Origin of the sequence: Limosilactobacillus fermentum, assembly GCF_013394085.1 — a bacterium.
GTDB lineage: Bacteria > Bacillota > Bacilli > Lactobacillales > Lactobacillaceae > Limosilactobacillus > Limosilactobacillus fermentum.
This window is the reverse complement of the sequence record NZ_CP040910.1, coordinates 1,414,864-1,441,477: the sequence shown is the minus strand read 5'-3', so window position 1 is coordinate 1,441,477 and position 26,614 is coordinate 1,414,864. Positions and strand designations below refer to the sequence as shown.

Annotated in this window: 25 protein-coding genes and 1 other annotated feature; of the genes, 16 read left to right on the top strand and 9 right to left on the bottom strand. The window is 54.0% G+C overall.

The genetic code is table 11. The annotated features are described in order from the left end of the window. The first annotated feature begins 407 nt into the window (after positions 1-407). The 3 genes from apf (at position 408) to FG166_RS07210 (ending at position 2,556) form a co-directional block, all read left to right on the top strand. The gene (apf, locus tag FG166_RS07220) at positions 408-1,256 is read left to right on the top strand and encodes an aggregation-promoting factor (protein WP_003683605.1); all 849 of its coding nucleotides are present in this window, start codon (positions 408-410) and stop codon (positions 1,254-1,256) included. Positions 1,257-1,409: 153 nt separating this feature from the next. Then, positions 1,410-1,913, top strand: coding sequence for an acyl-CoA thioesterase (locus FG166_RS07215; protein ID WP_012391509.1), 504 nt, complete (start codon positions 1,410-1,412; stop codon positions 1,911-1,913). 211 nt (positions 1,914-2,124) lie between these two features. Beyond that, complete coding sequence (locus FG166_RS07210) at positions 2,125-2,556, top strand: Hsp20/alpha crystallin family protein (RefSeq protein ID WP_024501077.1); 432 nt, start codon at positions 2,125-2,127, stop codon at positions 2,554-2,556. Positions 2,557-2,710: 154 nt separating this feature from the next. On the opposite strand, the gene FG166_RS07205 is transcribed toward FG166_RS07210, so the two are convergent. The 3 genes from FG166_RS07205 to FG166_RS07190 form a co-directional block, all read right to left on the bottom strand. Further along, positions 2,711-3,388: a TetR/AcrR family transcriptional regulator gene (locus FG166_RS07205; protein ID WP_035431169.1), complete on the bottom strand. Its 678-nt coding sequence runs from the start codon at positions 3,386-3,388 to the stop codon at positions 2,711-2,713. Between the two features lie 429 nt (positions 3,389-3,817). Then, complete coding sequence (locus tag FG166_RS07195) at positions 3,818-4,435, bottom strand: LysR family transcriptional regulator substrate-binding protein (protein ID WP_003683614.1); 618 nt, start codon at positions 4,433-4,435, stop codon at positions 3,818-3,820. A gap of 9 nt (positions 4,436-4,444) precedes the next feature. Further along, complete coding sequence (locus tag FG166_RS07190) at positions 4,445-4,603, bottom strand: hypothetical protein (protein ID WP_003683616.1); 159 nt, start codon at positions 4,601-4,603, stop codon at positions 4,445-4,447. Positions 4,604-4,774: 171 nt separating this feature from the next. On the opposite strand from FG166_RS07190, the gene FG166_RS07185 reads away from it, so the two are divergent. After that, the gene (locus FG166_RS07185; protein WP_035431122.1) at positions 4,775-6,142 is read left to right on the top strand and encodes an amino acid permease; all 1,368 of its coding nucleotides are present in this window, start codon (positions 4,775-4,777) and stop codon (positions 6,140-6,142) included. 219 nt (positions 6,143-6,361) lie between these two features. Here the strand turns inward: FG166_RS07185 and FG166_RS07180 are convergent, their stop codons facing one another. Beyond that, positions 6,362-6,817, bottom strand: coding sequence for a Fur family transcriptional regulator (locus tag FG166_RS07180; RefSeq protein WP_003683620.1), 456 nt, complete (start codon positions 6,815-6,817; stop codon positions 6,362-6,364). 121 nt (positions 6,818-6,938) lie between these two features. On the opposite strand from FG166_RS07180, the gene FG166_RS07175 reads away from it, so the two are divergent. Both FG166_RS07175 and FG166_RS07170 read left to right on the top strand, forming a co-directional pair. Next, positions 6,939-8,372 (top strand): MFS transporter, encoded by a 1,434-nt coding sequence (locus tag FG166_RS07175; protein ID WP_003683622.1) that lies wholly within the window; start codon positions 6,939-6,941, stop codon positions 8,370-8,372. Between the two features lie 38 nt (positions 8,373-8,410). After that, complete coding sequence (locus FG166_RS07170; protein WP_003683624.1) at positions 8,411-8,947, top strand: DNA-3-methyladenine glycosylase I; 537 nt, start codon at positions 8,411-8,413, stop codon at positions 8,945-8,947. A gap of 93 nt (positions 8,948-9,040) precedes the next feature. Here FG166_RS07170 and FG166_RS07165 read toward each other — a convergent pair whose 3' ends face one another. Continuing rightward, on the bottom strand, positions 9,041-9,772 hold the full coding sequence (locus FG166_RS07165) for a hypothetical protein (protein ID WP_003683626.1): 732 nt from the start codon (positions 9,770-9,772) through the stop codon (positions 9,041-9,043). A 193-nt stretch (positions 9,773-9,965) separates the two neighbouring features. On the opposite strand from FG166_RS07165, the gene metK reads away from it, so the two are divergent. The 3 genes from metK (at position 9,966) to FG166_RS07150 (ending at position 13,471) form a co-directional block, all read left to right on the top strand. Then, positions 9,966-11,153, top strand: coding sequence for a methionine adenosyltransferase (gene metK, locus FG166_RS07160; RefSeq protein ID WP_003686137.1), 1,188 nt, complete (start codon positions 9,966-9,968; stop codon positions 11,151-11,153). Between the two features lie 276 nt (positions 11,154-11,429). Further along, on the top strand, positions 11,430-12,227 hold the full coding sequence (gene proB / locus FG166_RS07155; RefSeq protein ID WP_003683630.1) for a glutamate 5-kinase: 798 nt from the start codon (positions 11,430-11,432) through the stop codon (positions 12,225-12,227). A 2-nt stretch (positions 12,228-12,229) separates the two neighbouring features. Further along, positions 12,230-13,471, top strand: coding sequence for a glutamate-5-semialdehyde dehydrogenase (locus FG166_RS07150; protein ID WP_003683632.1), 1,242 nt, complete (start codon positions 12,230-12,232; stop codon positions 13,469-13,471). 258 nt (positions 13,472-13,729) lie between these two features. Here the strand turns inward: FG166_RS07150 and FG166_RS07145 are convergent, their stop codons facing one another. After that, positions 13,730-14,437, bottom strand: coding sequence for a phosphatase PAP2 family protein (locus FG166_RS07145; protein WP_237048799.1), 708 nt, complete (start codon positions 14,435-14,437; stop codon positions 13,730-13,732). Between the two features lie 87 nt (positions 14,438-14,524). Continuing rightward, positions 14,525-14,727 (top strand) — a binding site (T-box leader). A gap of 71 nt (positions 14,728-14,798) precedes the next feature. Here FG166_RS07145 and leuS point away from each other — a divergent pair. The 3 genes from leuS (at position 14,799) to FG166_RS07130 (ending at position 19,682) form a co-directional block, all read left to right on the top strand. Next, a complete protein-coding gene (gene leuS / locus FG166_RS07140) occupies positions 14,799-17,216 on the top strand; it encodes a leucine--tRNA ligase (RefSeq protein ID WP_003683635.1) in 2,418 nt (805 codons plus the stop codon). A gap of 443 nt (positions 17,217-17,659) precedes the next feature. Further along, complete coding sequence (locus FG166_RS07135; protein ID WP_003683636.1) at positions 17,660-17,923, top strand: type II toxin-antitoxin system HicB family antitoxin; 264 nt, start codon at positions 17,660-17,662, stop codon at positions 17,921-17,923. A gap of 112 nt (positions 17,924-18,035) precedes the next feature. Beyond that, a complete protein-coding gene (locus tag FG166_RS07130) occupies positions 18,036-19,682 on the top strand; it encodes a putative polysaccharide biosynthesis protein (RefSeq protein ID WP_035431125.1) in 1,647 nt (548 codons plus the stop codon). Positions 19,683-19,726: 44 nt separating this feature from the next. Here the strand turns inward: FG166_RS07130 and FG166_RS07125 are convergent, their stop codons facing one another. Both FG166_RS07125 and FG166_RS07120 read right to left on the bottom strand, forming a co-directional pair. Continuing rightward, a complete protein-coding gene (locus FG166_RS07125) occupies positions 19,727-20,104 on the bottom strand; it encodes a DUF302 domain-containing protein (RefSeq protein ID WP_003683641.1) in 378 nt (125 codons plus the stop codon). After that, positions 20,098-20,973 carry an NAD(P)H-hydrate dehydratase gene (locus FG166_RS07120; RefSeq protein WP_003683642.1) on the bottom strand — a complete coding sequence of 292 codons (876 nt, stop codon included), beginning with the start codon at positions 20,971-20,973 and terminating at the stop codon, positions 20,098-20,100. The genes FG166_RS07125 and FG166_RS07120 overlap by 7 nt, the downstream gene beginning before the upstream one ends. 107 nt (positions 20,974-21,080) lie before the next feature. On the opposite strand from FG166_RS07120, the gene pepV reads away from it, so the two are divergent. From pepV to FG166_RS07100, 4 genes are all read left to right on the top strand, one after another. Further along, positions 21,081-22,481, top strand: a complete 1,401-nt coding sequence (gene pepV / locus FG166_RS07115; RefSeq protein ID WP_035431130.1) for a dipeptidase PepV — start codon at positions 21,081-21,083, stop codon at positions 22,479-22,481. A gap of 79 nt (positions 22,482-22,560) precedes the next feature. Then, the gene (locus tag FG166_RS07110; protein ID WP_003683646.1) at positions 22,561-23,061 is read left to right on the top strand and encodes a universal stress protein; all 501 of its coding nucleotides are present in this window, start codon (positions 22,561-22,563) and stop codon (positions 23,059-23,061) included. Positions 23,062-23,186: 125 nt separating this feature from the next. Then, positions 23,187-24,575: a L,D-transpeptidase family protein gene (locus FG166_RS07105; protein WP_035431133.1), complete on the top strand. Its 1,389-nt coding sequence runs from the start codon at positions 23,187-23,189 to the stop codon at positions 24,573-24,575. A 90-nt stretch (positions 24,576-24,665) separates the two neighbouring features. After that, a complete protein-coding gene (locus tag FG166_RS07100) occupies positions 24,666-25,784 on the top strand; it encodes a glycoside hydrolase family 73 protein (protein WP_003683650.1) in 1,119 nt (372 codons plus the stop codon). 99 nt (positions 25,785-25,883) lie between these two features. Here FG166_RS07100 and FG166_RS07095 read toward each other — a convergent pair whose 3' ends face one another. Then, positions 25,884-26,516: a deoxynucleoside kinase gene (locus FG166_RS07095; protein WP_003683652.1), complete on the bottom strand. Its 633-nt coding sequence runs from the start codon at positions 26,514-26,516 to the stop codon at positions 25,884-25,886. Positions 26,517-26,614 lie beyond the last annotated feature (98 nt).

The window sequence follows — 26,614 nt, the reverse complement described above, 5'->3', positions numbered from 1 at the left end:
TTCAACACCTTTATTTAGTAGAAACAGCGGTTGGGGTTTGCCCAGCCGCTGTTTTTAGTTCAGGGGGTCCTTTGTTGCAGATTACGGCAATGTAACAAAAACGGCGAAAAACCGGGGATTTTCACTTAACGAGGGGGAATTGGGAAAAATTTTGGCGCCAAACTGGGGTGAAATGTTACAAAAACCAAACGGGCGGGGGACCGAGGTGAAAAGGGTGGTCAACCTATACGCCTCCATGGCCTCGAACCCCGAACGGGCGTTGCCGTTTGAATTAAGCTTGTTACGGAAAGTTACAAAGTGGCGGCCGATTGAGAACTGCTTGTCACTGCGCGGTAACAAAAGGCGGGTATAGTAATCAGCATAGGAACGACGAACAAATACTGATACGAAAGAAAGGATTCATTTTAATGAAGCTCAATAAGAAAGCCTTGAAACTTACCGCAACTGTCGCCGGCGCCGTTGCGTTGGGAACCGTTGCAACGACGGTGTCCGCAAATGCCGATTCAATTTACACCGTTAAGAGTGGGGACACGCTTTCCGGAATTTCTTGCCAGTTCGGTCACGATTATGCCTTCGTTGACACGCTCGCCTCCAACAACAACATCGCTAACAAGAACCTGATCTACGTCGGGCAAAAGTTAGTGATCAAAGATGACGGTGAAATTACTTCGGCCACCGCCAGTCAAGTGGCCTCACTGCCGTCCGCTAGCGCTAGTTCAACTAGCCAAGCCCAAACCGACAGTGCCTCCGCCGCTAGCCAAGCAAGTTCGACTGCCTCTGACCAAGCTAGCGCAGATAGTTTAGCCGCTGCCCAAAGTGCCGCTGCCGCTAGTCAAGCCGCTGCCCAAAGTGCCGCTGCCGCTAGTCAAGCCGCTGCCCAAAGTGCCGCTGCCGCTAGCCAAGCCGCCCTGCAAAGTCAACAGGCCGCTAGCCAAAGTGCCGCCGCTACCTCAACGGCCTACACGACGATGGCAGCCACTCCTACAACCACTTCGACTTCCAGCACCAGCTCCTACACGTCTAGCCTGAGCTCATCTGAAGAAGCAGCGAAGGAATGGATCACCCAAAAGGAATCCGGTGGTTCTTACACCGCCAAAAACGGTAACTACTACGGGAAGTACCAACTTTCCATCTCCTACTTAAATGGGGACCTGTCGGCCGCTAACCAAGAAAAGGTGGCTGACCAATACGTAGCCTCCCGTTACGGCTCTTGGACCGCAGCCCAAGCCTTCTGGGAAAGCCACGGTTGGTACTAAAATAGGAGTGCGATCTAGTACCCAACAGATCAGAGAACATTGATAAAAAGACCGGGAGAGCTAATCTCCCGGTCTTTTTTCGTTTTTAAGGTTGGGGTGTCCAAAGGGGACCTTAGTCGGGTACAATAGAAGGAAAATGAAAGGGGTGCCAACGTGGTAAAAGAAATTACTTGTAACCAGACCCGGGTGGTGACGACCCACCGGGTAATGAGCGCCGATTTAAATGAACACGAGACGATGTTTGGGGGGAAGTTACTCGCCATGGTCGATGCCGAGGCCTCCCTGGCGGCGGTCCGGCTGGCCCGGGGGACGGTGGTGACCGCTAGCATGGATCACGTTCAGTTTACCCGGCCCTTTGTCCTGGGGGACGCGGCCGAACTCCAGGCCTTTGTAACCGGGATCGGTAAGCGGTCAATTGAGGTCTTTGCTAAGGTGATCGTTGAGGAAATGGCCACCGGCAAGCGCACCCTTGGCTTTTCGTGCTTTATGACCTACGTGGCCATCGATGAGGCTGCCAACTTCACCGATTACCGTTTAATTGGCGAAGATGATGAGCAAGCCTTTTTGATGGAGACCTACCAAAACCGCCGTGAGCACCGGCGGACGGAACGAGAAAACCTGGCCGCCGTCAACGCCCACGTCAACTTAGATAAATGATTTTTTGTTCATATTATCAAAAAATAAATATTTAAAAAGTGGGGGTACAAAGCACCAAAAAGCCGGTTGACGGGTGATTAGCGAGTCAGCCAAAGCCGTGATTTAGCAGTTAACAACTCGCACTGCTAAAGGGGCTTGCACCTGCAATTAAATGTGCTATGATAAAGATGTTGAAGGAAATATAAAAAGATTCGTGAAAGGAAGTCTTATCATGGCAAATGAATTACAACGTAACAACGGCCTCTTTGGTGACATGATGCAAGATTGGTTTGACAACAACTTCTTTAACAACGCCAACCTGCCGTTTAACAGTAACTACATGAAGACCGACATTGAGGAAACCGCTAAGCAATACCGGGTTAAGGTTGACATGCCAGGCTTTGACAAGAAAGACATTCACATTTCCTACAATGACGACCTCCTGACGGTCACCGGTCACCGTGACACCTTCGATGATGAGTCCGACAAGGATGGGAACATCCTCCACTCCGAACGCCGTTACGGGCAGATGAGCCGTCAGTACCGCTTGCCAGGGGTGGACTTGGAACAGGTTAACGCCAAGTACACCGATGGGGTCTTGATTTTGACCCTGCCTAAGCTGACTAAGCAGGCTAATGATGGTAAGCACATTGAAATTGACTAATTAAAGTGTGTGGTAGCACGCAGAAAAGGCTGAGAACGCTCATTGCTCTCAGCCTTTTGTTGTGGTTGCAAATGATAGGCAGAAAAAAAGTGGCCAACAACAAAAGCCCACGTGTTTAAGCAGGGGCAAAGGTGATTGGCCACTCTTTTTGCGATTAGGAGTTGAAGTGGTGGCTTGGTTGATCGGGGTCGGCTTGCTCGTCGAAGTTAGTCAAGTAGATCAATTCCACCGGGGAGTGGGTTTGGGCGTACCCCATGATCTCACGCAGGGCGCTGGTTGAGATCCGGTCATCGGAACGTACCCAGTGGACAATGATGTTGGTCAAAGTCCCGGTGTAGATTTCAAATAGGTAGTCAACCGGGATCGGTGACGGGTGAACATTAGTAGAGGGGTGCTGGCTATTGAAGTAAAACAAAAGCTTGCCCCGGTGCATGAACTCCGAGTAAGTGATCCGCTTGATCCGGGTGAGTAGGTTAATGTCGCCGTTTGGGGATAACAGGATCCGGCTGACTTCCCGGTAATCGCTGCAAACCTGGACGGTGTGGGCAAAGGATTCCTGGGAGAGGCGGAAGATTTCTTCCTTGTCTGGAAAGGAGCTGTGCTGGGTTAAGCACTTACGGTCCTCTTTTAGGGCCTCTTGTAAGTCGGTAATGATCGCCCCTTCAATTTCCATTAACAGGTCGCGTTTATCCTTGTAGTATGTGTAAAAGGTCTTACGACTGGCCTCAGCGGATTCAATGATATCTTTGGTGGTGATGTCATTGAGGGGCTTTTGCTTTAACAAGATCACTAACGAAGACGGCCGGACGACGATGGTGTACTGGGGCGCCATGCTAGACGAGCTGAACATGTACCGGGAGTGGTTAGAAGCTAGAAGCCCACGACCTGTTTGACGCTTGCAAGGCCACGGCCAACATGTTCCCGGAACTGGAAGCTTCTCGCAACCAACCGCTGTCCTTTAAGAAATTTGACGAAATTGTCGCTAAGACCGGTGACCAAATTGGCGCCCCGTTTTGTGCTGACTGCGCCTAACGGATCGGTGCTTACGAACTTTACCAACAAACCAACCAAGGCGTGGAAGCACTAATGACGGTTCTCGACCTTCCGTGGGAAGGAAACGCCCTCGACTTCATTGGCGAAGAGGTTACCTTTCCATAATTTTATTAAATCATTTATGCAACCCGAATTCAAGAAAGCGGCCAAGAGAAACCGAGAATTCTCTTGGCCGCTTTCTTGATTTTATAACCGGTCTGCTAGAAGGCTATTGCCCGCTTTGTTCTTGGAGCCATTCTAGGAAAACGCGGGCCGTTTCAGAGGGCTGGGCGGGGGCTAGGAAGCCTTGGGAACTGAGTAGGGCCGGGGAAAGGCCGAATAATTGGCAGCCGGCCGGTAATTCAGTTGGTAAAGAGGACTGGGGAGCAAGCGTGGCCCCCAGAAATTGGGCAACCTTAGTTAAGCGCAGGTCGAGGGCGTCCTCTTCTTCCACCGACGGCAGCGGGGTACCGGCCATCTTAAAATTAGCGTCCAGTTCCCGGCGGAGCGGGTGACCCTGGCTAGGCAAGAGGAGGTCTTGTTCGGCGAGTTGGTCTAGACTAACGGTGGTGGCCATGGACAGCCCCAGTTGGCTAACTAGTGGGGTGGGCAAGACGGCCAGGTAGGGTTCTTGGTCTGTAATCAGGGCGTGGGCCTGATTAGTCAAACCGGCCGCAAAGATTAGGTCGCATTCCCCAGTTGCTAGGGCCGCAGCCAGGTGGGCCGTGCGGGTGGCGAAACTAACCTTGATTTCCCGGTGCCCTTGCATAAAGCGGGTTAAGAGTTGAAAGCCCTTTGTCTTAGGGAAGTCTGGTTGGGCGAGGATAAAAAGTCGCTTGTCTGCCATGTTGGCCCCCTAGTTGATCCCCTTAGGGAAGTCACGGTCGAGCTCCTTTAAAAGGGGCACAAGCAGGGTCACGTACTCGTGGTAGGCGGCAATCGGGTTCTTGGGGTCGGCATTTTTGGCCATCAGGGCCAGGGCGATGTCGTGGGCCCGTTGTTCGTTTGATATCATTAATAATCACCTCAAGGATAGTGTACCAGATTTTAGTAGTGGTGAAGCGACCACATTTCTCCTATCGCATGGGGACCGAAATGGTGTATAATGAAGTTTCTATTAACGTACGGTGAGAAAGCGCCGAAAATTAAGCTTCCATATTCGACAGAAGAAAGGAATGAGGATTATATGGCTGATCATCATCAGCAAACCAGCGGGTCCGAAGAGCCAAAGATGGCCCGCAACCTCAAGAACCGCCACGTTCAATTAATTGCCCTGGGGGGAACGATTGGGACGGGGTTGTTCTTGGGGTCTGGCCAGTCGATTCACGCGGCCGGTCCGTCAATCCTGTTAGCTTACATCATCACCGGGGGCATGGTCTTCCTGTTGATGCGGGCGTTAGGGGAGCTGCTCTTATCAGACTTACGTTACCACACCTTTATCGAAGCGATCCGCGATTACATGGGACCGCGGGTCGGCTTTGTGGCCGGGTGGACCTATTGGGTCTGTTGGGTCGGAATTGCGATGGCTGAGATTACGGCGATCGGGACCTACATCAAACTGTGGTTGCCGGGTTTACCCCAGTGGATCCCCGGTTTGTTGACCCTGATCATCCTCTTGTGCTTGAACCTGATTACGGTATCGGCCTTTGGGGAAGTCGAGTTCTGGTTTGCCCTGATTAAAATCATTGCCATTGTGGCCCTGATCATCGTCGGGATCGTTTTAATGGTGATTGGTTACCGGGGGGCGAACCCGGGGAACCTGGCGCACTACGGCGGCTTCTTTGCCACCGGCTTTAAGGGCCTTTTGATGTCCTTTCAAATGGTCATCTTTGCCTTTGTCGGAATCGAAATGATTGGGATGACGGCGGCCGAAACCCAAAACCCCCGCAAGGTGATTCCGCGGGCGATCAACGACATCCCGGTGCGGATCCTGCTCTTTTACGTCGGGGCCTTGTTAATCATTATGGCCATCTACCCGTGGAACAAGCTGGACCCGACCCAGTCGCCCTTCGTAATGGTCTTTAAAGACATCGGGATTCGGGGGGCGGCCTCCGTGGTGAACTTCGTCGTGATCACGGCGGCGGCTTCGGCCTGCAACTCATCGTTGTACACGACCGGGCGGATGCTAGCGGAACTGACCTCCGACTCGCCACGGCCAAGCGTACGCCGGATTGCTAAGCTCTCCAAAAAGCAGGTCCCGGCCACGGCCGTGATCGTGTCGGTGATCGTCGTCGGGTGCTCGGTGATCTTAAACTACTTGGTGCCTAGCCAAGTCTTCACCGTGGTGACCTCGATGACAACGACCGCCTTCTTATTCGTCTGGACCAGCATTATTCTGGCCCACCTGAAGTACCACCGGCAAAACCCGGGCCAACGCGAATTTAAGATGCCACTGGCCCCGTTTACCGACTACCTCTTCTTGGCCTTCATGGCCGCCACGGCAGTTGTCCTTTGCATGAGCAAGGAAACCTTACCGTCGGTAATCTCGGCCGTGATCTGGTTAGCGGCGCTGGGAATCATTTCCCTGTCCAAGCGACCAACTAAATTGCATTAAAGAGACCACAAAAGGGGCTGTGACATGCGTCACAGCCCCTTTTTTAATCTCTAAGTTTTCGCCCCACGGCCTACTAACTGATTGTTGGCCACTTCTATTAACGTACTCAACAACCGCAGGCCTAGTGTCTAAGTACGGACGGAGAACGATGCGTTCCGCATCAACCCCCGCCCTAGCTTAGCCCCACGGCCTGCTGAGAGGTTGTCAGGCACTTCTTTTTTAGCGTGCCAAGCCCAACTTAGCCTGGCAATCCGGGCACAGACCGTGGACCTCCACGTCCGTACGGGTGACCAGGTAGCCGGTTTGATCGCGGGTGATGGTCCCGAGTGACTTAGCGAGGTCGGCAAAGCGCTCGTCAAACACATCGGTAATCTTAGCACAGGAGTCGCAAACCACGTGGAAGTGGGGGCGACCAAAGTAATCGTAGTGGGTGGCGCCATCGCCGTTATCCAGTTCGATCACTAGGTTGTAAGTCACCAACATCTTGAGGGTGTTGTAAACCGTGGCCATGGAAAGGCCGTCGTCAGTCTTTTTTAAATCGTTGTAGATCATCTCGACGCTTGGGTGGGTATGGTGCCCAATCAAGTAGTGGAGGATCGCTTTGCGTTGGGGGGTTAACCGTACCTTGTGCTCATGTAGCCGCTCGAGGGCGTGTTGGAATTCATCGTTGGCCATTTGATCACTCCTTTATAATCATTTTAAATTAACCCTAGTATAGCATTTACATTTTTAAAATCCAAACATATAATGGGGGGCAAAGGGAATTTTATAAGTTTTCTAAAGAAGAAGGGATTCGATGGAAACGCAAATTGAGCCCTCCAGCCACTCATTTAACCGGCTGGGTTTCATGGCCACCCTCTTGGTGGGGACCTTCACGATGTCGATCAGCCAGTCATCGCTGTCAACGGCGTACCCGACCTTGATGGCTGACTTTGGTATTTCGGCCAGCACCGTTCAGTGGCTAACGACCGGCTTTATGCTGGTAATGTGTGTTGCGATGCCGATTAGCCCCTGGATGCTAAACAACCTGTCCTTTAAAAAGATGTTCATGGGCGCCTTAGCCCTCTTTGACCTGGGCAGCCTGGTGATCGTTTTGACCCCGGTTAGTTGGGGGGCGGCTGGCTTTTGGTTTATGATGGTTGGCCGGGTACTAGAGGCCTTTGCCGTCGGGGTACTCTTCCCATCTTACCAGACCGTTTTGCTAGAAATTACCCCGGAAAAAGAGCGGGGCACCACGATGGGGATTGCTGGCTTGGTAATGGGATCCGCCCTAGCGGTGGGGCCGATCGTGTCCGGTGTTGTCCTCAAGTATTTTTCCTGGCAGAGCCTATTTATCTTCTTTATGATCGTGATCACCGTTATCTTCGCCTTGGCGGGAGCCGGCCTGATTCAAGACATAATGGAACGCCACCAGAGCAAATTGGATTGGCTGTCGGTGTTTCTCCTGCTGGGCTTGATTGGTTTAATGTGGGGAATCAACCAGGTGGGCAAGGCAGGGGTCAATTGGGACCTGGCCGCGACACTACTGGCCGTTAGCCTGCTGGCCCTCGCCTGGTTTGTCGTCCGCCAACTTAAACTGGCGACCCCACTACTGGAGCTCCGCGTTTTAAAAACCTTTAACTACGACTTGGCCGTTTTATTGACCTCGATTTCATACATTGCCTTAATCGTCACCACGATCATCTTCCCCCTGTACTATCAAGGGGTACTGGGGGTGAGTCCCTTTGTGTCTGGAATGAGCCTGGTCCCCGGAGCGGTCTTCTTATCGATTTTGAATCCGCTCAGTGGTAAGCTAGCGGACCGGATTGGCTTTAAGCCGACGATGTTAGTCGGGATGGCGATGATCATCATCGGTTGGGGGGCGGGAATCTTAGTGGTTAGTCAACACAGCTTGATGGGAATGCTCCTTTGTGCGATGGTGATTGAAGGGGGCAACGCCTTTGTCATGATGCCGGCCGTTACCCTGGGTGCCAACGCCTTACCCGACCGCTTGGTGGCCCACGGAACGGCGGTAATTACCACCGTTCGCCAGGTGCTTGGTTCGGCGGGGGTGGTGGTCGCCACCATGGTGTTGGCCAACGTGACGAACCGGGTTGGTCAAAGCGGTGTTAGCCACTCGGCCGCTAGTTTGACGGGCTTTCGGGCGGTCTTTTCCCTGATGGTGCTTGTTGAACTGGTCGGGCTGTTCCTAGCGTTGCTATTAAAAGACACGAAAAAGAAGCCCGATTAAAAAAGTTGCCGTATTTAAAGGGTAAAGGAGGGATTGCCATGGTTAACCGACCAGAATGGGCGCAAAAGTCGCCCGCCATGCAAGCTTACTACGATCACGACTGGGGCTTTGCCCAACACGACGAACAAAAACTCTTTGAGATGCTGTGCCTGGAGTGCTTTCAATCGGGGCTCAGCTGGGCCTTAGTTTGGCAAAAGCGCCTGGCCCTGTTAGAAGCCTACCAGGGCTTTGATCCGGCCAAGGTTGCACAGTTTGGCGAAGAAGAGGTCGCCAAGCTCTTAGCCGACCCGGCGCTGATCCGCAACCAGTTGAAGGTACGGGCCACGATCAATAACGCCCAAATCTTAAGCCAGTGGCACCAAGAGGGACGCACCCTGGAACAATTTACCTGGTCCTTTACCAACGGGCGTTCGATTCGCATGGAGCCGGTACCAGGGCTGCCCTTACCGGCCAAGACGCCCCTGTCCGAACAAGTGGCGACCGAATTTAAACGGGTCGGCTTTAAGTTTACCGGCCCGGTGGTGGTGATGTCGTACTTAACGGCGGTCGGGGTAATCAACGCCCGCCTTGCTTAGGCCTGGGGCGGTGGTCATTGACGGCCAAGTAGTTTACGGCACACAAAAAAGGAGCTAGGAGGGAATAACCCTGCTAGCTCCTTTTTGATTTGATTAGGTCCAGTAGATTAAAACGATCGTGACTAACTGGGCGAGGTTGGCGTAAACAAAGTTCCAATACTTTTCCCGGGTGGTGGGCAAGATGACCATGAACCAAGCGCCCAAGGAAATAATGAGGGCGAAAATGGTCGCCACGCTCAGCGGGTGGGAGAGAATGGCGGCGGCGTACAAAAGGCCGGTCACGCTTTCGAAGGGGACTAAGTGCTTAACGTTGGTGATAAAAAAGGGCCCGTAAAAAAACCAGATTGAACAGGCCAACGGCACAAAGTAACGGACGATCACCCAGGACATGAAGTGCGTCGAGGTAAAGGCGCAGGCAACCGGGATGGTTAAGGTGATGAGGATACCAAGGGTGACGAGCCTCAGCCCCCCGCGCAGGTCAATGTTCGGCAACTGGATTAAGACTAGGTAGGCCGGCAAGAGGATCAAGAGGGTCAAAAGGATCGGCGACTTGAGAAAGCCAATCCCAGCGAAGATTACGCTCAAGGCCAGGGGGACCAAGGACAGCTGGGAGGCGAAGTGGTGGTTAATCGCCAGGGTAATAGCGGCGCCGATGCATAATTCATATAAAAAAAGCGGGCCGAAATGGCTGGTGAAGTGGGTCCCGTCAACGCCGACCACGTAGGCGAAGGGGGCGTATGACCAGGTAATTAATTGAATGCAGATGGTCGGCAAAAGGTCTTGCCAATCGGTGGCGTGAACCTGCGCCTTGAGTTGATTCCACATTAGATTTACACGTCCTTTTCAGGTTTTGACATTGACCTTAGTATAACAAAGATTGCGAATCTTTAATTGAAAGTTAATAGAAAAATATGATATTATTGCCCCTGTTATGAAGCAATTCCCGATGGGGGGAGCCCAGTGCTCCGCTGCCTTGTAACCGCAAAACACTATGTTTAGAAAATGGGGGAATTATCACATGAAAGAACGACACTTATTCACGTCAGAATCCGTTTCCGAGGGGCACCCGGACAAGATCGCCGACCAGATCAGCGATGCCATCCTAGACGCCCTCTTAGAAAAGGACCCGGATGCCCGGGTGGCCGTTGAAACGTCCGTGACGACCGGGTTAGCCCTGGTCTTCGGGGAAATTTCGACCTCGGCCTACGTTGACATCCAACACGTGGTGCGTGAAACGATCAAAGAGATTGGTTACACGGACGGTAAGTACGGTTTTGACGGGGATAACTGCGCCGTCATCGTGGCACTGGATGAACAGTCCAAAGACATCGCCCAAGGGGTGGACGACTCCTTAGAAATCCGGGAGGGTCAAGTAGACCCACTCGACCAAATTGGGGCCGGAGACCAGGGGTTGATGTTTGGCTTTGCCACCGATGAAACGCCTGAATACATGCCGCTGCCACTAATCTTATCCCACAAGTTGATGCGGCGGATCGCCATCCTGCGCAAGGATAAGGTCATCAAGTACTTACGCCCGGACGCCAAGGCCGAAGTAACGGTGGAATACGATGCAGACGGCAAGCCGGTCCGGGTCGACACGGTGGTCTTATCGACCCAACACGACCCAGACGTTTCCTTGGAACAAATCCAAGCAGACGTTAAGGAACAGGTTATCAAGGCCGTGATTCCAGCTGAATACCTGGACGATCAAACCAAGTACTTCATTAACCCGACCGGCCGCTTCGTGATTGGTGGTCCGCAAGGGGACGCCGGGTTAACTGGACGTAAGATCATCGTCGATACTTACGGTGGGGCCGCTCACCACGGTGGGGGGGCCTTCTCCGGTAAGGACGCCACCAAGGTGGACCGTTCGGCTAGTTACGCCGCCCGCTACATCGCCAAGAACTTGGTTGCCGCTGGCTACGCAAAGAAGCTGGAAATCCAAGTTGCCTACGCGATTGGGGTGGCCAAGCCGGTTTCAATTTCGATTGACAACTTTGGTACCGGAACCAAGAGTGAAGAAGAAATGATCGCCGCCGTTCGTCAAGTCTTTGACCTCCGACCGGCTGGGATTATCAAGATGCTCGACTTACAACGGCCAATCTACAAGCAAACCGCTGCCTACGGTCATTTTGGCCGGACCGACATCGACTTGCCTTGGGAAAAGTTAGACAAGGTTGCGGAATTAAAGAAAATTTTGGGCTAATAACCAATGAAAAACGTGGCGGGGGTCATTTGTGACCTTCCCCACGTTTTTTTCTTTGCTTGACCGGTACGAAAAAAACGGGTACCCTATGATTAACAATTAAGAACCGTCTAGAGAGGTCAGTCACCGGCTGCAAGCTGACCCATGCGTTCGAAACCCGCTGGACTAAGTCCAAAAACCGAATCAAATTAAAAAAGCGTGAAGCTCGTCTTCAAATGGGGATGGTACCGCCTGCAAGGGTGCCCCAATTGAAGGCGGGCTTTTGTTTTAAGGAGAATGATTATGGCAGATAAAGAACGAATTGTGGTTAAGATTGGGACCTCCAGCCTAATCCAAGAAAACGGCCGGGTCAACCTAGCCTCCATCGACCGGTTAGCCTTTACCCTAGCTTGCGTTAACAACCAGGGATACCAACCGATCCTGGTTTCTTCCGGGGCCATCGGGGTGGGGTTAGCCAGTTTGGGCTTGACCAAGCGGCCGGCGGAAATCGCCCGCCAGCAGGCCTTAGCCTCGATTGGGCAAACCGAGTTGATGCGGATCTACTCCCAACGCTTCTTGGATTACCAAACTAAGGTCGGCCAGATCCTGATTACCCGGGACGTGTTGACCTTCCCGGTTAGCTTGCAACACGTAATCGACACCTTCGAGGTCCTCTTGGCCGATAAGGTAATCCCGATCGTCAACGAAAACGACCCGGTCGCCGTTGACGAACTCGATCACCACACCATGTTTTCGGACAACGACGAGTTATCGGCTCAGGTGGCCGTCAAGGTTGGCGCAAGCAAGCTGATTGTCTTGTCTGACATCGACGCCTTTTACGACGCCGATCCCCACCAAGACCCCGACGCCAAGGTGATTCGCCACGTCGAACAGCTGACGCCGGAAATGGAGGCGGCCGCCGGGGGCAGTGGCAGCGGCCTGGGAACCGGGGGGATGGTGACCAAGTTACGGGCGGCTAAGACGATGTTGGCTGCGGGTAAGCAGATGATTTTATGTAACGGTAAGGACCCGGCGATCATTAAGGACGTACTTGCCGGTAAGGAAATTGGAACTCGCTTTGGAAAGGGGAATTAACCATGACGATGATGGAAGAAATGGGCCAACGGGCCAAGGAAGCTAGTCAAGTAGTAGCGCAATTAACCACCAAGCAAAAAAACGACGCCTTACTCAAGATGGCCACGGCCTTACGGGCTGGCCAAGCAACGATCTTGGCGGCTAACGAGGCTGACCTCGCTAGTGCAAAGGAGATGCCGGCCAAGTTTGTCGACCGCTTACGCTTAACACCGCAACGAATCGACGACATGGCAACCGGCCTAGAAACCGTCGCTAACTTAGACGACCCGGTGGCCAAGATCGACCGCGGCTGGGTCAACTACGCCGGCTTAGAGATCATCCAACGGCGGGTGCCATTGGGGGTGGTGGGAATCATCTTTGAGGCCCGGCCAAACGTGACCGCCGACGCCACCGCCTTGACCCTCAAGTCCGGCAACGCTGTGATCCTGCGTGGGGGCAAGGAAGCCGCCCGGTCTAACCAAGCGATCGTGGCGTGTTTGCAAGTGGCGCTGACGGAAAGCGGGTTGCCAAAGGATGCGGTTCAACTGGTGGAGGACCAAAGTCACGCGGTCGCCACGGAAATGATGCACCTCACCGGCTACATCGACGTCTTGATTCCCCGTGGGGGCAAGGGCTTGATCGCCCGGGTGTTGGAGACGGCGACCGTGCCGGTGATTGAAACCGGGGCCGGTAACTGCCACATTTACATCGACCAGAGCGCCGATTTGGCCGTGGCCGCACCGATCGTGGTCAACGCCAAGGTGCAACGCCCGTCCGTTTGCAACGCCGCCGAAAAGCTCTTGGTAAACCAGGCCGTGGCCGAAGAGCAGTTGCCAAGCCTGGTGGCCGCCCTGCGGGAACACGGGGTTGAGGTTCGCGGTGATGAGCGGGCCCGGGCGATCGTCAGTGACCTGGTACCGGCCACCGACGCCGATTGGGATACCGAATATAACGATTTAATCATGGCCGTCAAGGTGGTTGACGACCTGGATGAGGCCATCCAGTGGATTAACCAGCACTCGACCCACCACTCCGAGGCAATCATCACCAAGGACATGGAGCGGGGCCGGGCCTTCCAACAGCGGGTTGATTCGGCCTGCGTCTACGTTAACGCCTCGACGCGCTTCACCGACGGTAGTGAGTTTGGTTTTGGCGCCGAGATTGGGATCTCAACCCAAAAGCTTCACGCACGGGGCCCAATGGGGTTGGCCCAGTTAACGACGATCAAGTACCAGATCACCGGGGACGGTCAGATCCGGCAATAAGGCGTGTTGGTTGGGCGCCCCAATGGTGGGGAGTACCGCACTGAGGAGCTGAAATAGTTAGAAACCTTAAAGGGGCCAGGGGAAAGCACAGCTTTCTCCTGGCCCCTTACTATATTCACGAATGTTAGACAGAAAACGTGGTCAATAACCGCAGGCCTAGTGCCTAAGTACGGACGAAGAACGGTGCGGTCCGCACCAACCGTTCGTCCTAGCTTAGTCATACGACCTGCTTCGGAGGTTATTTTCCATTCTCCTTATTTAGTACCGCCGGGCCCGGGGCCGGTTTGACCGTGGGCGCGGGCGGCGACGCTTGGCCCGCTGAACGGAGCGGACCTGGTAGGGTAAGAAGCGGTGAAAGAGGGCGTCAAAAAAGGCGACCACGGTAATCCCTAGCGCCCAACCACCGATGACATCGGACAAGAAGTGGGCACCAACGTAGAGGCGCGAAAAGCCGATCAAAAGCGCAAAGACGACCGCCAACGTTGCCAGGGGGTGGCGGTACTTAGTCGGCCACTTGGTCCGCAAGATTAACAGGACTAAGCACCCCATCGTCAGGGCGCTCAGGGCCGCGTGGGCCGAGGGGAAGGACCAGCCACCGTAGTGCATCAAGACGTCGTTAGTTGGCCGCGGGCGCTGAAAAAGGGACTTGAGGTAGTGGTTAAGCCAAGAGCCGGTGGCGACCGTTAAGGCGACCTGGAGCCCGGCCCGCCAGCTAAAGCCGAGCAAAGCCACCAGGGTGACGAACCCGGCGATGATCGTGGTACCGGTGGAGTTGTAAGCTAGGGTGAGGTGGGTGAAAAAGGCGGTCCCCCAGTTAGTGCGGTGGGCGTTAACTAAAGAACGGAGCGCCGCATCGTTAGCGTTGAGGGCTGGTGCGTGGCTTCCCACCAGCCACGCACAGAGCAAAAAGATCACCAGGGCGCTGGCGCCAATGGTTAACGATAAAGACTTGTAATGGTTATTCAAAAGTTCCTCCAGAAGGGTGCGCATTTTTAACAAAGAAATTAAAAGGAGCGCCCACGTGTCAAAATTTATGGTATAGTGGTAACCATAATATCAGACCGGAAGGGGAAAAGTAACCCGGGGCGACCCTTAAAGAGACCACATGGGGCTGGAAATGTGGAGGGCAAGCCGGGTGAACTCACCCCGCTAAAGGGCGGTGAAACCAGTAGTCGTCCTCGTTTCCCGCGTTAAGGGGCTAAGGGCCACGGCAACGTGGAACGATGGGTGGTACCGCGGAGAAATTCGTCCCGTTTGTGTTAAGCACAACGGGGCGTTTTTTTGTCCCTTCCGGTTTAGTCACGCGAATTGATTGGAGGATTTGATCATGGCATACGATCACAAAGCGATTGAAAAGAAATGGCAACGCTACTGGAAGCAACACAAGACCTTTAAGGCCACTTTGGACAAGGACCAAAAGAAGTACTACGCCTTAGACATGTTCCCGTACCCGTCTGGTCAAGGGTTACACGTTGGTCACCCGGAAGGTTACACGGCCACCGACGTGATGTCACGGCTCAAGCGGATGCAGGGCTTCAACGTCTTACATCCGATGGGCTGGGACGCCTTTGGGCTACCGGCGGAACAATACGCCTTAAAGACCGGTCACAACCCGGCTGACTTCACTAACCAAAACGTTGACCACTTCCGCGACCAAATTCAATCACTTGGTTTTTCCTACGATTGGGACCGCGAAGTTAACACGACCGATCCGAACTACTACAAGTGGACCCAGTGGATCTTTGAGCAGCTCTACAAGAAGGGTTTAGCCTACGAAGATGAAATCATGGTTAACTGGGCACCCGACTTCATGGGCGGGACCGTGGTTGCCAACGAAGAAGTCGTCGATGGTAAGACCGAACGGGGTGGTTACCCAGTTTACCGGGTACCGATGCGTCAGTGGGTCTTAAAGATCACCGCTTACGCCGACCGTTTGATCGATGATTTGGACCTGGTTGACTGGCCGGAAAGCGTTAAGGAAATGCAACGCAACTGGATCGGCCGTTCAGAGGGGGCCAGCGTCAAGTTTAAGGTGGTTGGTCACGACGGGGTCGAAATTGAGGTCTTTACCACCCGGGCCGATACCCTCTTTGGTGCTTCCTACGTGGTGCTGGCACCGGAAAACGAACTGGTTGACCAACTGACGACGCCGGAACAAAAGGCCGCCGTTGACGCCTACAAGGAAGAGGCGTCCCGGCGTTCCGACCTGGAACGGACCGAGTTAAGCAAGGAAAAGACCGGGGTCTTCACCGGTGCCTACGTCATCAACCCGGTTAACGGCGAACAGTTACCAATCTGGACGGCCGACTACGTCTTGAACTCCTACGGGACCGGGGCGGTCATGGCGGTGCCATCCGGTGATCAACGGGACTTTGAGTTCGCCACTAAGTTTAACCTGCCAATCACGCCGGTGGTCGAAGGATTCAACGGGGAAGAGGCCTACACCGAAGATGGTGCCCACGTCAACTCCGGCTTCTTGGACGGCTTAAACATCAAGGAAGCCAAGGCCAAGATGGTGGAATGGCTGGAAGAACATGACTGCGGGGGCAAGAAGGTTAACTACCGGCTCCGTGACTGGATCTTCTCGCGCCAACGTTACTGGGGTGAACCGATCCCGGTTATCCACTGGGACGACGGCACGACTTCATTAGTACCGGAAGACGAGTTGCCGTTGCGCCTGCCGGAAACCGACAACATTGAACCGTCCGGGACCGGGGAAAGCCCGTTAGCTAACATCGAAGACTGGGTCAACGTCTACGATGAAAACGGCCGCCACGGGAAGCGGGAAACCAACACGATGCCACAGTGGGCCGGCTCTTCTTGGTACTGGCTGCGTTACACCGACCCGACCAACGACAAGGAGTTCGCTTCCAAAGAAGCCCTCGACTACTGGTCACCGGTTGACCTTTACGTGGGGGGAGCCGAACACGCCGTCTTACACCTCTTGTACGCCCGTTTCTGGCACAAGGTCCTCTACGACCTTGGCTTGGTACCAACTAAGGAACCGTTCATGAAGTTGGTTAACCAGGGGATGATCCTGGGCTCCAACCACGAAAAGATGTCCAAGTCCAAGGGCAACGTGGTGAACCCGGATGACATCGTCGACCAATACGGGGCCGATACCCTGCGCCTGTACGAAATGTTCATGGGACCGCTGGAAGAATCGGTGCCGTGGGATGAAAAGGGCCTGCACGGGTCCAACAAGTGGGTGCAACGGGTTTGGCGCCTCTTGATGGACGACAACAACCACCTACGCGACCGGGTGTCCACCTACAACGACGGTAAGTTGACCAAGGTCTACAACCAAACCGTTAAGAAGGTGACCGACGACTTTGAACGGATGCACTTTAACACCGCCATTTCCCAACTGATGGTCTTTGTCAACGAAGCTTACAAGGTTGACAACTTGCCGTTAGAGTACATGGAGGGCTTTGTTAAGATGATTGCGCCGTTGATGCCGCACCTGGCCGAAGAACTGTGGAGCCAATTCAACGAATCAGAAACCATCACTTACCAACCGTGGCCAACCTATGACGAAAAGGCCCTGGTGGAAGATGAGGTCGAAATGATCGTCCAGGTTAACGGGAAGGTCCGGGCCAAGATTAAGATGGCTAAGGACGCCGATAACAAGGACGTTGAAGACGCTGCCTTGGCTAACGAGCACGTTCACTCCTTTGTGGACGGCAAGGACGTCAAGAAGGTGATCGTGATTCCAAACCGGATCGTTAACATCGTCGTGAAGTAGGAAGTGCGACCCAATCTATTAAACGGGCCGTGGGCTAAGGATAGGACACAGGTTAGCGCGCCAGCGGTGTTCTGTGGCCAGACTTAGGCACTAGGCCTGTGATTGGGGAGTACGTTATTAGGAAGTGCGGACCAACCTATCAAACAGGCCGTGGGCTAAGGGTAAGACGCAGGTTAGCGCGGCACGCGGTGTTCTGTGTCTGGACTTAGGCACTAGGCCTGTGGTTGGGGAGCACGTTATCTTTGGGAGTGTGACCCAACCTCCTCGACGGGCCGTTTGACTAAGCTAGGGCAAGGGTTGATGCGGAAAGCATCGTTCCTTGACCGTACTTAGGCACTAGGCCCGTGGTTGGGGAGCACGTTATCTGTCTAACATTCGAACACACGGTAAGAGGCTGGGAAAACTCGTAGTTTTTCCAACCTTTTCTTCATTTGGTAATTAAAATGGAACTAACAACCTATCCAGCCGTCATTAAAAAAACATCGCAGGGCTATACCATCCACTTTCCGGACCTACCGGATGCCGACGTGGTGGACGAAGACCTTGACCGAGCCCGCCTGCGGGCAACCATTGGTCTAGCGATAATCATTAGCGACCTACAAAGCCACCGCGAACCGGTCCCCGCGCCGAGCGACCAACGGGAAATAAGTGAGCAGTACCGGGACTTTCACGTGGAACTTATCACCACTGATTTAGATAAGTATTGATAAGCTAAGTGGGGGACAAAGAGGAGCGGTAGTTAAAAGGGTTTGCGACCCCCATTAAATAAGGCTAGAATAAGGGGAATTGTAATTTTTTAAAAATCGAGGAAAGAAAGATATGGATTCACGTAATCAACCGGGGGCTTCTTCCGCCTCCCTTGACGATTCGCGGCGCAAAATGATCTCCGGTTCTGCATGGATGACGGCGGGCTCGATCCTCTCCCGGATTTTGGGTGCCATCTACATCATCCCGTGGGTGACTTGGATGGGGGCCTATTCCAACCAGGCCAACGCCCTCTTTGCTAAGGGGTATAACATCTACAGCCTCTTTTTGATGGTCGCAACGGCCGGGATCCCCTCGGCGATTTCCAAGATGGTGGCCCACTACAACGGGATTAACCAGTACGGGGTCTCCCGCCGCTTGTACCACTCGGGGATGTACGTCTCGGTGGCGATGGGGCTGGTCTGCTCGATCCTGATGTTTTTCGGGGCCTCCCTGCTTGATGGGGGCGACCCGGATGTAATTCCGGTCATTCAGTCGCTAGCCTGGGCGGTCCTCGTGATCCCCGGCATGAGCATCACCCGGGGCTTTTTGCAGGGGTACAACTGGATGGCCCCTTCCGCCATGTCGCAGTTTGTGGAACAACTGTTGCGGGTCATCTACATGCTGCTGGCCACCTTCGTGATCATGGAGATGGGCAGTGGTAACTGGGTCAAAGCCGTTACCCAATCGACCTTTGCCGCCTTCATCGGGGCGTTGGGGTCAATTGTCTTGTTAGCCTACTCCTTTTTACGGCGCAAGCGCGAGATGGACGCCCTGGTGAGCCAGGGTGAAGTGGCGACGGGGGTGTCGACCCGGCGGTTAATTGGTGAAATTATTTACCAGTCAATTCCCTTTATCGTGATTGAATCCGGGATCACCCTGTTTCAATTGATTGACCAGTACACCTTCTTTGACATCATGAAGTGGTTTGGCAACTACAGCGCCTACCAACTCAACACGGTTTACGCCCTGTTCTCCTTTAACGCCAACAAGCTGTACATGATTATTATCTCCTTAGCTTCTGCCATGGCCGCCACGGCGATCCCGCTGTTGGCCGAGGCCCGGGCTAAAAATGACATTCAAGACATGCGGCGCCAAATTGAAAACGCCCTGCTGCTCTTTTACTTCATCATGGTACCGGCGGCCCTAGGGTTAGCGGCGGTGGCCCAACAGATTTACACGGTCTTTTACCGCTACGACGCGGCCGGCATCACGGTGTTGCAGTTTGCCGCCTTCATGTCGATTCCGTACGGGATGTACACGGTTGGGGCGGCCATGATGCAGGGGATCTCCGAAAACAAGAAGATGATGCGCTTCTTGTTCGTGGGGATCATCATTAAGTTTATCGTGCAAGTTCCCGCCATCTGGCTCTTTAAGGGGCTGGGGCCCCTGCTGGCAACGGCGGTGGCGATGCTGTTTATCAACTACTGCATCCTGCACTCCTTTAACCGGGAGTTCACCTTGCACTTCAACGAGATGGCCCAGCCAACCAACCAGATCCTCGCCTTTTCCTTGATCATGTTTGCCGTGGTCAAAGTGGTGATGCTCTTGTTGGGGCTGGTGGTTAGTCCGTACGGGCGCTTCAACGCCTTTTTCACCCTGGTAATCGGGGTGGTCATCGGTGGTGGGGTCTTTGCCTACCTGGCCCTTAAGTACCGCTTGGTTGATACCCTACTCGGTGATCGCTTCGCCGGCCTGCGAACTCGTTTCCATATTAAATAAAGAAAACTCCCGCCGCTCGGGTTTCGAGCTGGGCGGGAGTTTTTCTATAGGTCGGCTAAAACGGACTGGTAAAGGTTAGCCATGTTGGCGATGATTTGTTGACCGGCCTCGCTTAGCTTAGTGGCGTTGGGAAAATCGTGCGGGTCACGGTAGAGGGCCTTGGTGTGGTCGCCTTCTGCCACCAGTAACAGTTTAATTGGTAACTCAAAGGCGACCTGGTCGTCTTCTTGCATCAACAGGGTACCAACCTTGGGGTTACCAAAAATCAAGAGGACGGTGGGTTTCAGTGTTAGGCCGACGTTTTGGGCTTCTGCAGCCTGGTCGATGGCGGCAAAGATTTTAAAGCCCCGTTGGTGGAGGCGGTCCTCAATGGCTTGTTGTGCGGTAGGCAGCGGGCTGGTCAAGTGAACTTCTTTTAACATCTTAATTCCCCCCCTAAAAAACCAATGTGGTGGGTAGCCGGGCCTTGTTCAACCTTTTTCATGAAGGAGGGCAAAGCCGTTGCAATTTGGGTGGGTAAAACAATGTATTGGTCTTTGGCAATCTGATCGGCGATGGCGGAGTGGGCGTAAACGGCGGCTAAGACGGCCTGGTCGCCAGCCTCCTTAAACTGGGCGCAAAAGCCACCAACCATCCCGGCCAGGGTGTCGCCCATCCCGCCAACCGCTTGGGCCGCCGAACCGATTGGCAAGCGGAAGGTGCCGTTGGCAGTGTAGATTTCGGTGTGGTGGCGCTTCAAAACGACGGTTCCCCCCAGTTTTTCTTGGGCCGCTTGGTTAAGGGCTTCTGCTTGGTCCTTGATTGGGATACCGGAGAGGCGTTGCCATTCCATTTGGTGGGGGGTGAAGACTAGGTGACCGGCCGGCGCCGCTAGTTGGTGGGTGGCCATTAGGGTAATGGCCGATCCGTCAATCACCACGGTTTGGGTGGGCTTGGTATTTGCAAAAACGGTCTTTAACACCGCAAGACTTTGCTCCTCTTCCCCCAAGCCCGGGCCAACGACAATCGTATCGACGCCGTTAAGCATTTCAAGCAGGGCGGCTTGGTTGGAAAAATCAATCACCATCGCTTCGGGAAGCCGGGCGTGCAAGGCGGTCCGGTTGACCAGGTCGCAGGCGACCGTTACCAGGCCGGCCCCGGCGTTGACGGCGGCCGTGGCGGCCATGATGATCGCCCCGCCAAACTGGTGGTTGCCCCCAACCAAGAGGACCTTGCCAAAGGTGCCCTTAAAGCTTTCCTGGGGCCGGGTGGTGATCACATCTTGTAGTATCTGTTCAGTTAAATCCTTCATTTAAATTCCCCCTCGGCTGAAAACGAATTCAGGGGGACCATTTTAGTCCCCGTTAGCTTTATGGTATCATTATCTGTAACAAAGTGAACATGATGGAGGGTAAAAAAATGACCGATTGGTTAAAAGAAGCTAACGCACAAAGGGAAGATTACCTAACCGACCTGATCTCCTTGATGAAAATCGAAAGCGTCAGGGATGACGAACAGGCGACCGCCGACTACCCACTGGGACCCGGCCCGGCCCAAGCCCTAGCCGCCTTTTTAGAAATGGCCGATCAAGACGGTTTCCGGACCAGAAACATCGATAACCTGGTGGGCTACGCCGAGTGGGGGGAGGGTGATGAAACCCTTGCCATCTTAGCCCACTTGGATGTGATGCCGGCCGGCAACGGTTGGGACACCGATCCCTTTGACCCGGTGATCAAAGACGGTAACCTGATTGGCCGCGGTGCTTCTGACGATAAGGGGCCGGGGATGGCCGCCTACTACGCCTTGAAGACCTTAAAGGACCAGGGGGTTCACTTCAACAAGAAGGTTCGTTTCATCGTCGGGACCGACGAAGAGGCCGATTGGACCGGGATGCACCGTTACTTCGAGGTTGAACCGGCGCCGACCTTTGGTTTCTCACCGGACGCCGAGTTCCCGGTGATCAACGGGGAAAAGGGCCAGGTTTCAATGCTCTTGGACCTGCCGGGAGGCAACGGCGATGGCGACCTGCTGAAGTCCTTTGACGCCGGGCTGCGCTTCAACATGGTACCCCGGGAAGCAACGGCGGTCGTGGAAGTCGCCGACAACGAGGACCTGGTCACCCGCTTCACGGCCTTTTTAGACGAAAACCCGGTTACCGGATCCATCGAGGTTGAACCCGACGGCGCCCACATTGAAGTGATCGGTAAGGCCGCCCACGGAATGGAACCGGAAAAGGGGATTAACGCCGCCACTTACCTGGCCACCTTCTTAAAGCAGCTCCGGCTCGGCGGGTTTGCCAAGGATTTTGTCGCTTACGTGGCCGACTACTTACACTTAGACACCCGGATGGATAAGTTTAACGCCGCCTTTAGCGACCCGGTAATGGGGGAAATGACGATGAACGCGGGGCTCTTGAGTTTTGATCAACAAACCGGCGCCCACATTGACATGAACTTCCGCTACCCTAAGGGGATTACCCCGGATGAAATCAAAGCGGCGGTGGCGAAGGTGGCCGAACCGCTACACTTCACCGTTACCTACCAAGACGGGGAAGTTCCCCACTACGTTGACCCGGCCGACCCGCTGGTGCAAACCCTGATGAAGGCCTACATTCACCAGACCGGCGATCAGGGGGCCCAGCCAGAAGTGGTCGGCGGCGGGACGTACGGCCGCCTGATGAAGCGCGGGGTTGCCTTTGGTGCTTTGATGCCGACCACGACCAACACCATGCACCAGGCCAACGAATTCCAACCGGTCAACGACCTGATCATATCAATGGCAATCTACATGGAAGCCATTCACGACCTGGTCACTGATTAGGGAACGGTTTCATTGTACGGTTTACCGTGGTAAAATAAACACAAGGACGGATGATGTAATCACTTGGAGGTGATTCTATATGGTAGAATACAAAAATGTAATGGTCGGGGTTGATGGTTCAAAGCAATCCCAAGTGGCTTTTGAAAAGGGGTTGCACGTGGCAAAGGAAAACGGCGCCACCTTGCACCTGGTGAGCGTAATTAACGGGGAACAGTACCCGAGCGGTTCAACCTTAGGCTACGGCTTCGTGGACCGCGGCCTTTACGACGACGCCACCAAGAAGATGACGGACGTTTTAACCAAGATGAAAGAAGAAGCGGTTGCGGCGGGCGTAACGGATGTGCACACGGACGTGATGATCGGTAACGCCAAGGTGGAACTGACCGAGTCCTACCCAAAGGACAACCACATCGACCTGATCGTGATCGGGGCTTCTGGGCTCAACGTGATCGGGCGGATGATTGTCGGCTCGACGGCGGCCTACGTGGTACGCCAGGCCCCGTGCGACGTCACGGTGGTCAAGACCGACAGTGAAAATAAGCCGATTAGCGTTAAGCGGGCCTCTTATCCGGAACTGTAAGCGCTAAAGACCGCACCCTCCCTCAAACTTTAAGGGCGGTGCGGTCTTTTTTTCTCTCAATTTTCACAGTTAACCTGTTATAATTAACCTTACTAACAGATCGCTTGATAAGAATGAGGACCTACATGGAAAAGACCCAGAAGTTAATTTGGGGGGCGCTGGCCGCCGTGGCAGTGATTGGTGGCTTGGGCGCTAGCGGCTACTACCACCACTCCCACTTTAACAAGAACGTGACCATCAACGGGGTGAAGGTCGGTGGCCTGACTAGTGAAGCAGCTTACCAAAAGCTCGCCTCCCAAAAACGTAGCAACGACGTTTACCTGAACGGTAAAAAAATCTACGAGGGAACCAGCACCTCGTCTGGCTACACCAGCGCCGACAAGGCCAAGGTAACCAAGGCCTTAAAGGAACAGGCCACCATCTTGCCGTCAGCGAAAAAGACTAACTACAAGTTGACCCCGTCGGAGTTGGATACCAGCCAACTTTCGGCCATGAAGAAGGCAATTAAGGTGGCGGTTGATAAGTTAAACCAAAACCGGGTGATGGCCGTGGACGCCAAGGCGGTTTGGAAGGATAACAAGGTAACGGTCACCAGCCCCAAGAAAGGGACCGCTTACGATACATCCAAGATTCAAGCCGAATTGAGTAACCAATTGGCCGCCGATTCGATCCAGCTGACCGCAAAGGTGAAGACGCCATTGACTAAAAACAGCGCCGCGGTCAAAAAGGAAGTAGCGGCCTTAAAGAAGCTCAGCAACAAGAAGATCACCTATAAGGTTGAAAACAAGTCCTACACCCTGACTAGTGACGATATCATCACCAAGGCAACCTATCAAAACGGGCAGTACCAGTTTGATACCGCCGCCCTTGATCAGGAGATTGCCAAGATCAACAAGGCCCAGTCGACGCTCGGCAAGTCCTTTAAGTTTAAGACCCACGCCGGCAACACAATTACGACCAGTGCCCAAGGGTCCTACGGTTGGCGGATTAGCACGACTAAGGCCACCAAGACCTTGACGGACGCCCTGCTGAAGGGGACGACCAGCGTTAGTGCGAAGGCCGACGTTTACGGAATCGGCTACAACACCGGTGGGGTCGGCTACGGGACCACCAGTAACAACGGCATCGGTGATACCTACGCCGAAGTTTCGATCTCAGCCCAAACGGCCTGGTTCTACAAGGATGGTAAGCTGGTCTACAGTGCAAGGGTGGTAACTGGTAAGCAATCCAGTGGCGATGATACGCCAACCGGGGTTTACTACATCATGTACAAGCAGCGCAATACGACCCTACGCGGGATTGGCGATACCGGGAAGGCTTACGCCTCGCCAGTTTCTTACTGGGCACCGTTTACCGAATCCGGCTGTGGTTTCCACGATGCTTCCTGGCGGACCGACTGGTCGACAACCGCCTACGTCAACAACGGGTCCAACGGGTGTGTCAACATGCACACTTATGACGCCCCAAACGCCTTCAATGACTTGTCGGTTGACGAACCGGTGGTAATTTATTAGTTTAATGAAAAAACGCTCGGCAAAAATGGCCGGGCGTTTTTCGTTAACCTCCCCAATTCTTGCGTATTTAAGGGTGAAGGAGGGATTTTGATGAAGAAGTTGATGACAGTCACCACCCTGATCGCAGCCCTAGCGTTGCCAATGACGGCTAAGGCGGCGACTAATCAAGGGTGGACACAAGAAGAACAGGCCCGTTACCTAGCGGGAGTCAAGTTGGCCGGGGAGGATTTACTGACCGGTGAGCACCACCAGCCAACCGATCCGGTGGAATTAGCCGGTTACCAGGAGGGATTAACGAGAGGCCAGCAGTGGCTTGCCGACCACCCGGTTAGGGAGGCGCCGGCCGCTAGTTCAACCTCTACGTCACAAGTAACGAGCGCAGCGTCAAGTACGGAACCAACGGAAGCGACCAGCGCACCAAGTGATAGCGGGGATGAACAGGCAGCACCGGCGGAATCGCTCAGCGACGGGAGCGCAGTGGCTAGCCAAGCCGAGGCAACGGTCACCCCGGCGGCCGATTACCACGAACGCTACGCTCCCTTGCCCCCGACAATCAGCCAGCGTCAATTCATTAACCAGGTGGCACCGGCCGCCGTCAAAATCGGTCAGGAATACGATCTCTACCCGTCGGTGATGATTGCCCAAGCGGCCCTGGAATCTAACTGGGGCAACAGTGACCTGAGCCGGTTACACCATAACCTCTTTGGTATCAAGGGAACCGGGGTGGTAATGCCGACCACGGAAAACCTGGGCGGTCAAGACGTGACGATTACGGCCGGCTTTAAGAGCTACGCCGACGTCAGCGCTAGCTTTGCCGACTACGCTAAGGTGCTAAACCAGGGGCTTTACCGGGGTGTCCACCGGTCAACTACTAACAGCTACCGCCAGGCGACGGCTGCTTTAACCGGGACCTACGCGACCGACCCTAATTACCAGGCCAAGCTCAACCAACTGATTGAGGCTTACCAACTTGACCAGTATGACCAACAGGGGGCGTCGCCAACGTCAACCAGCCAAGCACAAGCAGCTGAAGTCACGACGGCGCCCCTAAGCTCCGCCGCCACCAGTTCAGTTGCAGCTTCACCGGCCAACACCAAGGAGACCGCCAGTCCGGTAAAGGCTGGCGGGGTCCCGTGGCCGGTGCCAGTGGCCGGTGGTGCCGGTTCGGTGGGGTTGCTCGCCTGGTTGCGGAAATTAGTGACCAAATAAAAAGTCGTTGGGCGAAAAAGATCGCTCAACGACTTTTGTTTAAGCTTTGAATGTTAGGAAGGTGCCGTGCCCTGCCAATGGTTGGTCCGCACTTCTAATTTATCGAATTTCTTTTAAGCGGTCATCAATCATTGCCAGAACGGTGGCCACGTTTTGTTCGTCCTCTAAGTTGTACTTATCAAGGTCGATCTTCATCTTCGGCGAGGCATCGTAATCTTGGTACCATTGCTTGTAGGCCGACCACATCTTGTAGTAGTAATCCTTTAACTCGGGGTTGGCGTCGATTTGTTCGTAATCGCGGCCCCGTTTTTTGATCCGGTAGAGGATCGTGTCAAAGTTGGTTTCCGAATAAACCATCAGGTCCGGCGCCTTCTTGGGCAGCCGTTCGAGGTCGTTCATCATGTTATCGAGCAAGGAGAGGTAAACCCCCAGTTCGGTATCGGTGATGTTTCCCTCGGCGTTGTTTTCCCGGGTGAAGAGGGCGTCTTCGTAAATTGAGCGGTCCAAGACGTTGTTGTCGTCGGACAGGGCCTGCTTGATCATGGAAAAGCGCTTGTTTAAAAAGTAGATTTGCAACAAGAAACCGTACTGCTTAGGATCCTTGTAGTAGAGGGGGAGGACGGGATTTTCCCCCACGGGTTCAAAAAAGGCCTTCGTGTTTAAGTGTTCGGCAATTTTGGCGGTGAGGGTGGTCTTGCCAACCCCGATCATTCCTGCTGTGATAATCACCATGATGACTCCCCTTTAAAATTTTTTCGTAACGAAACAATTCTACTACAAAAGCTCGGGCTTGCCCATCATTAAATAATTGAGGATAATGAAATTAACGG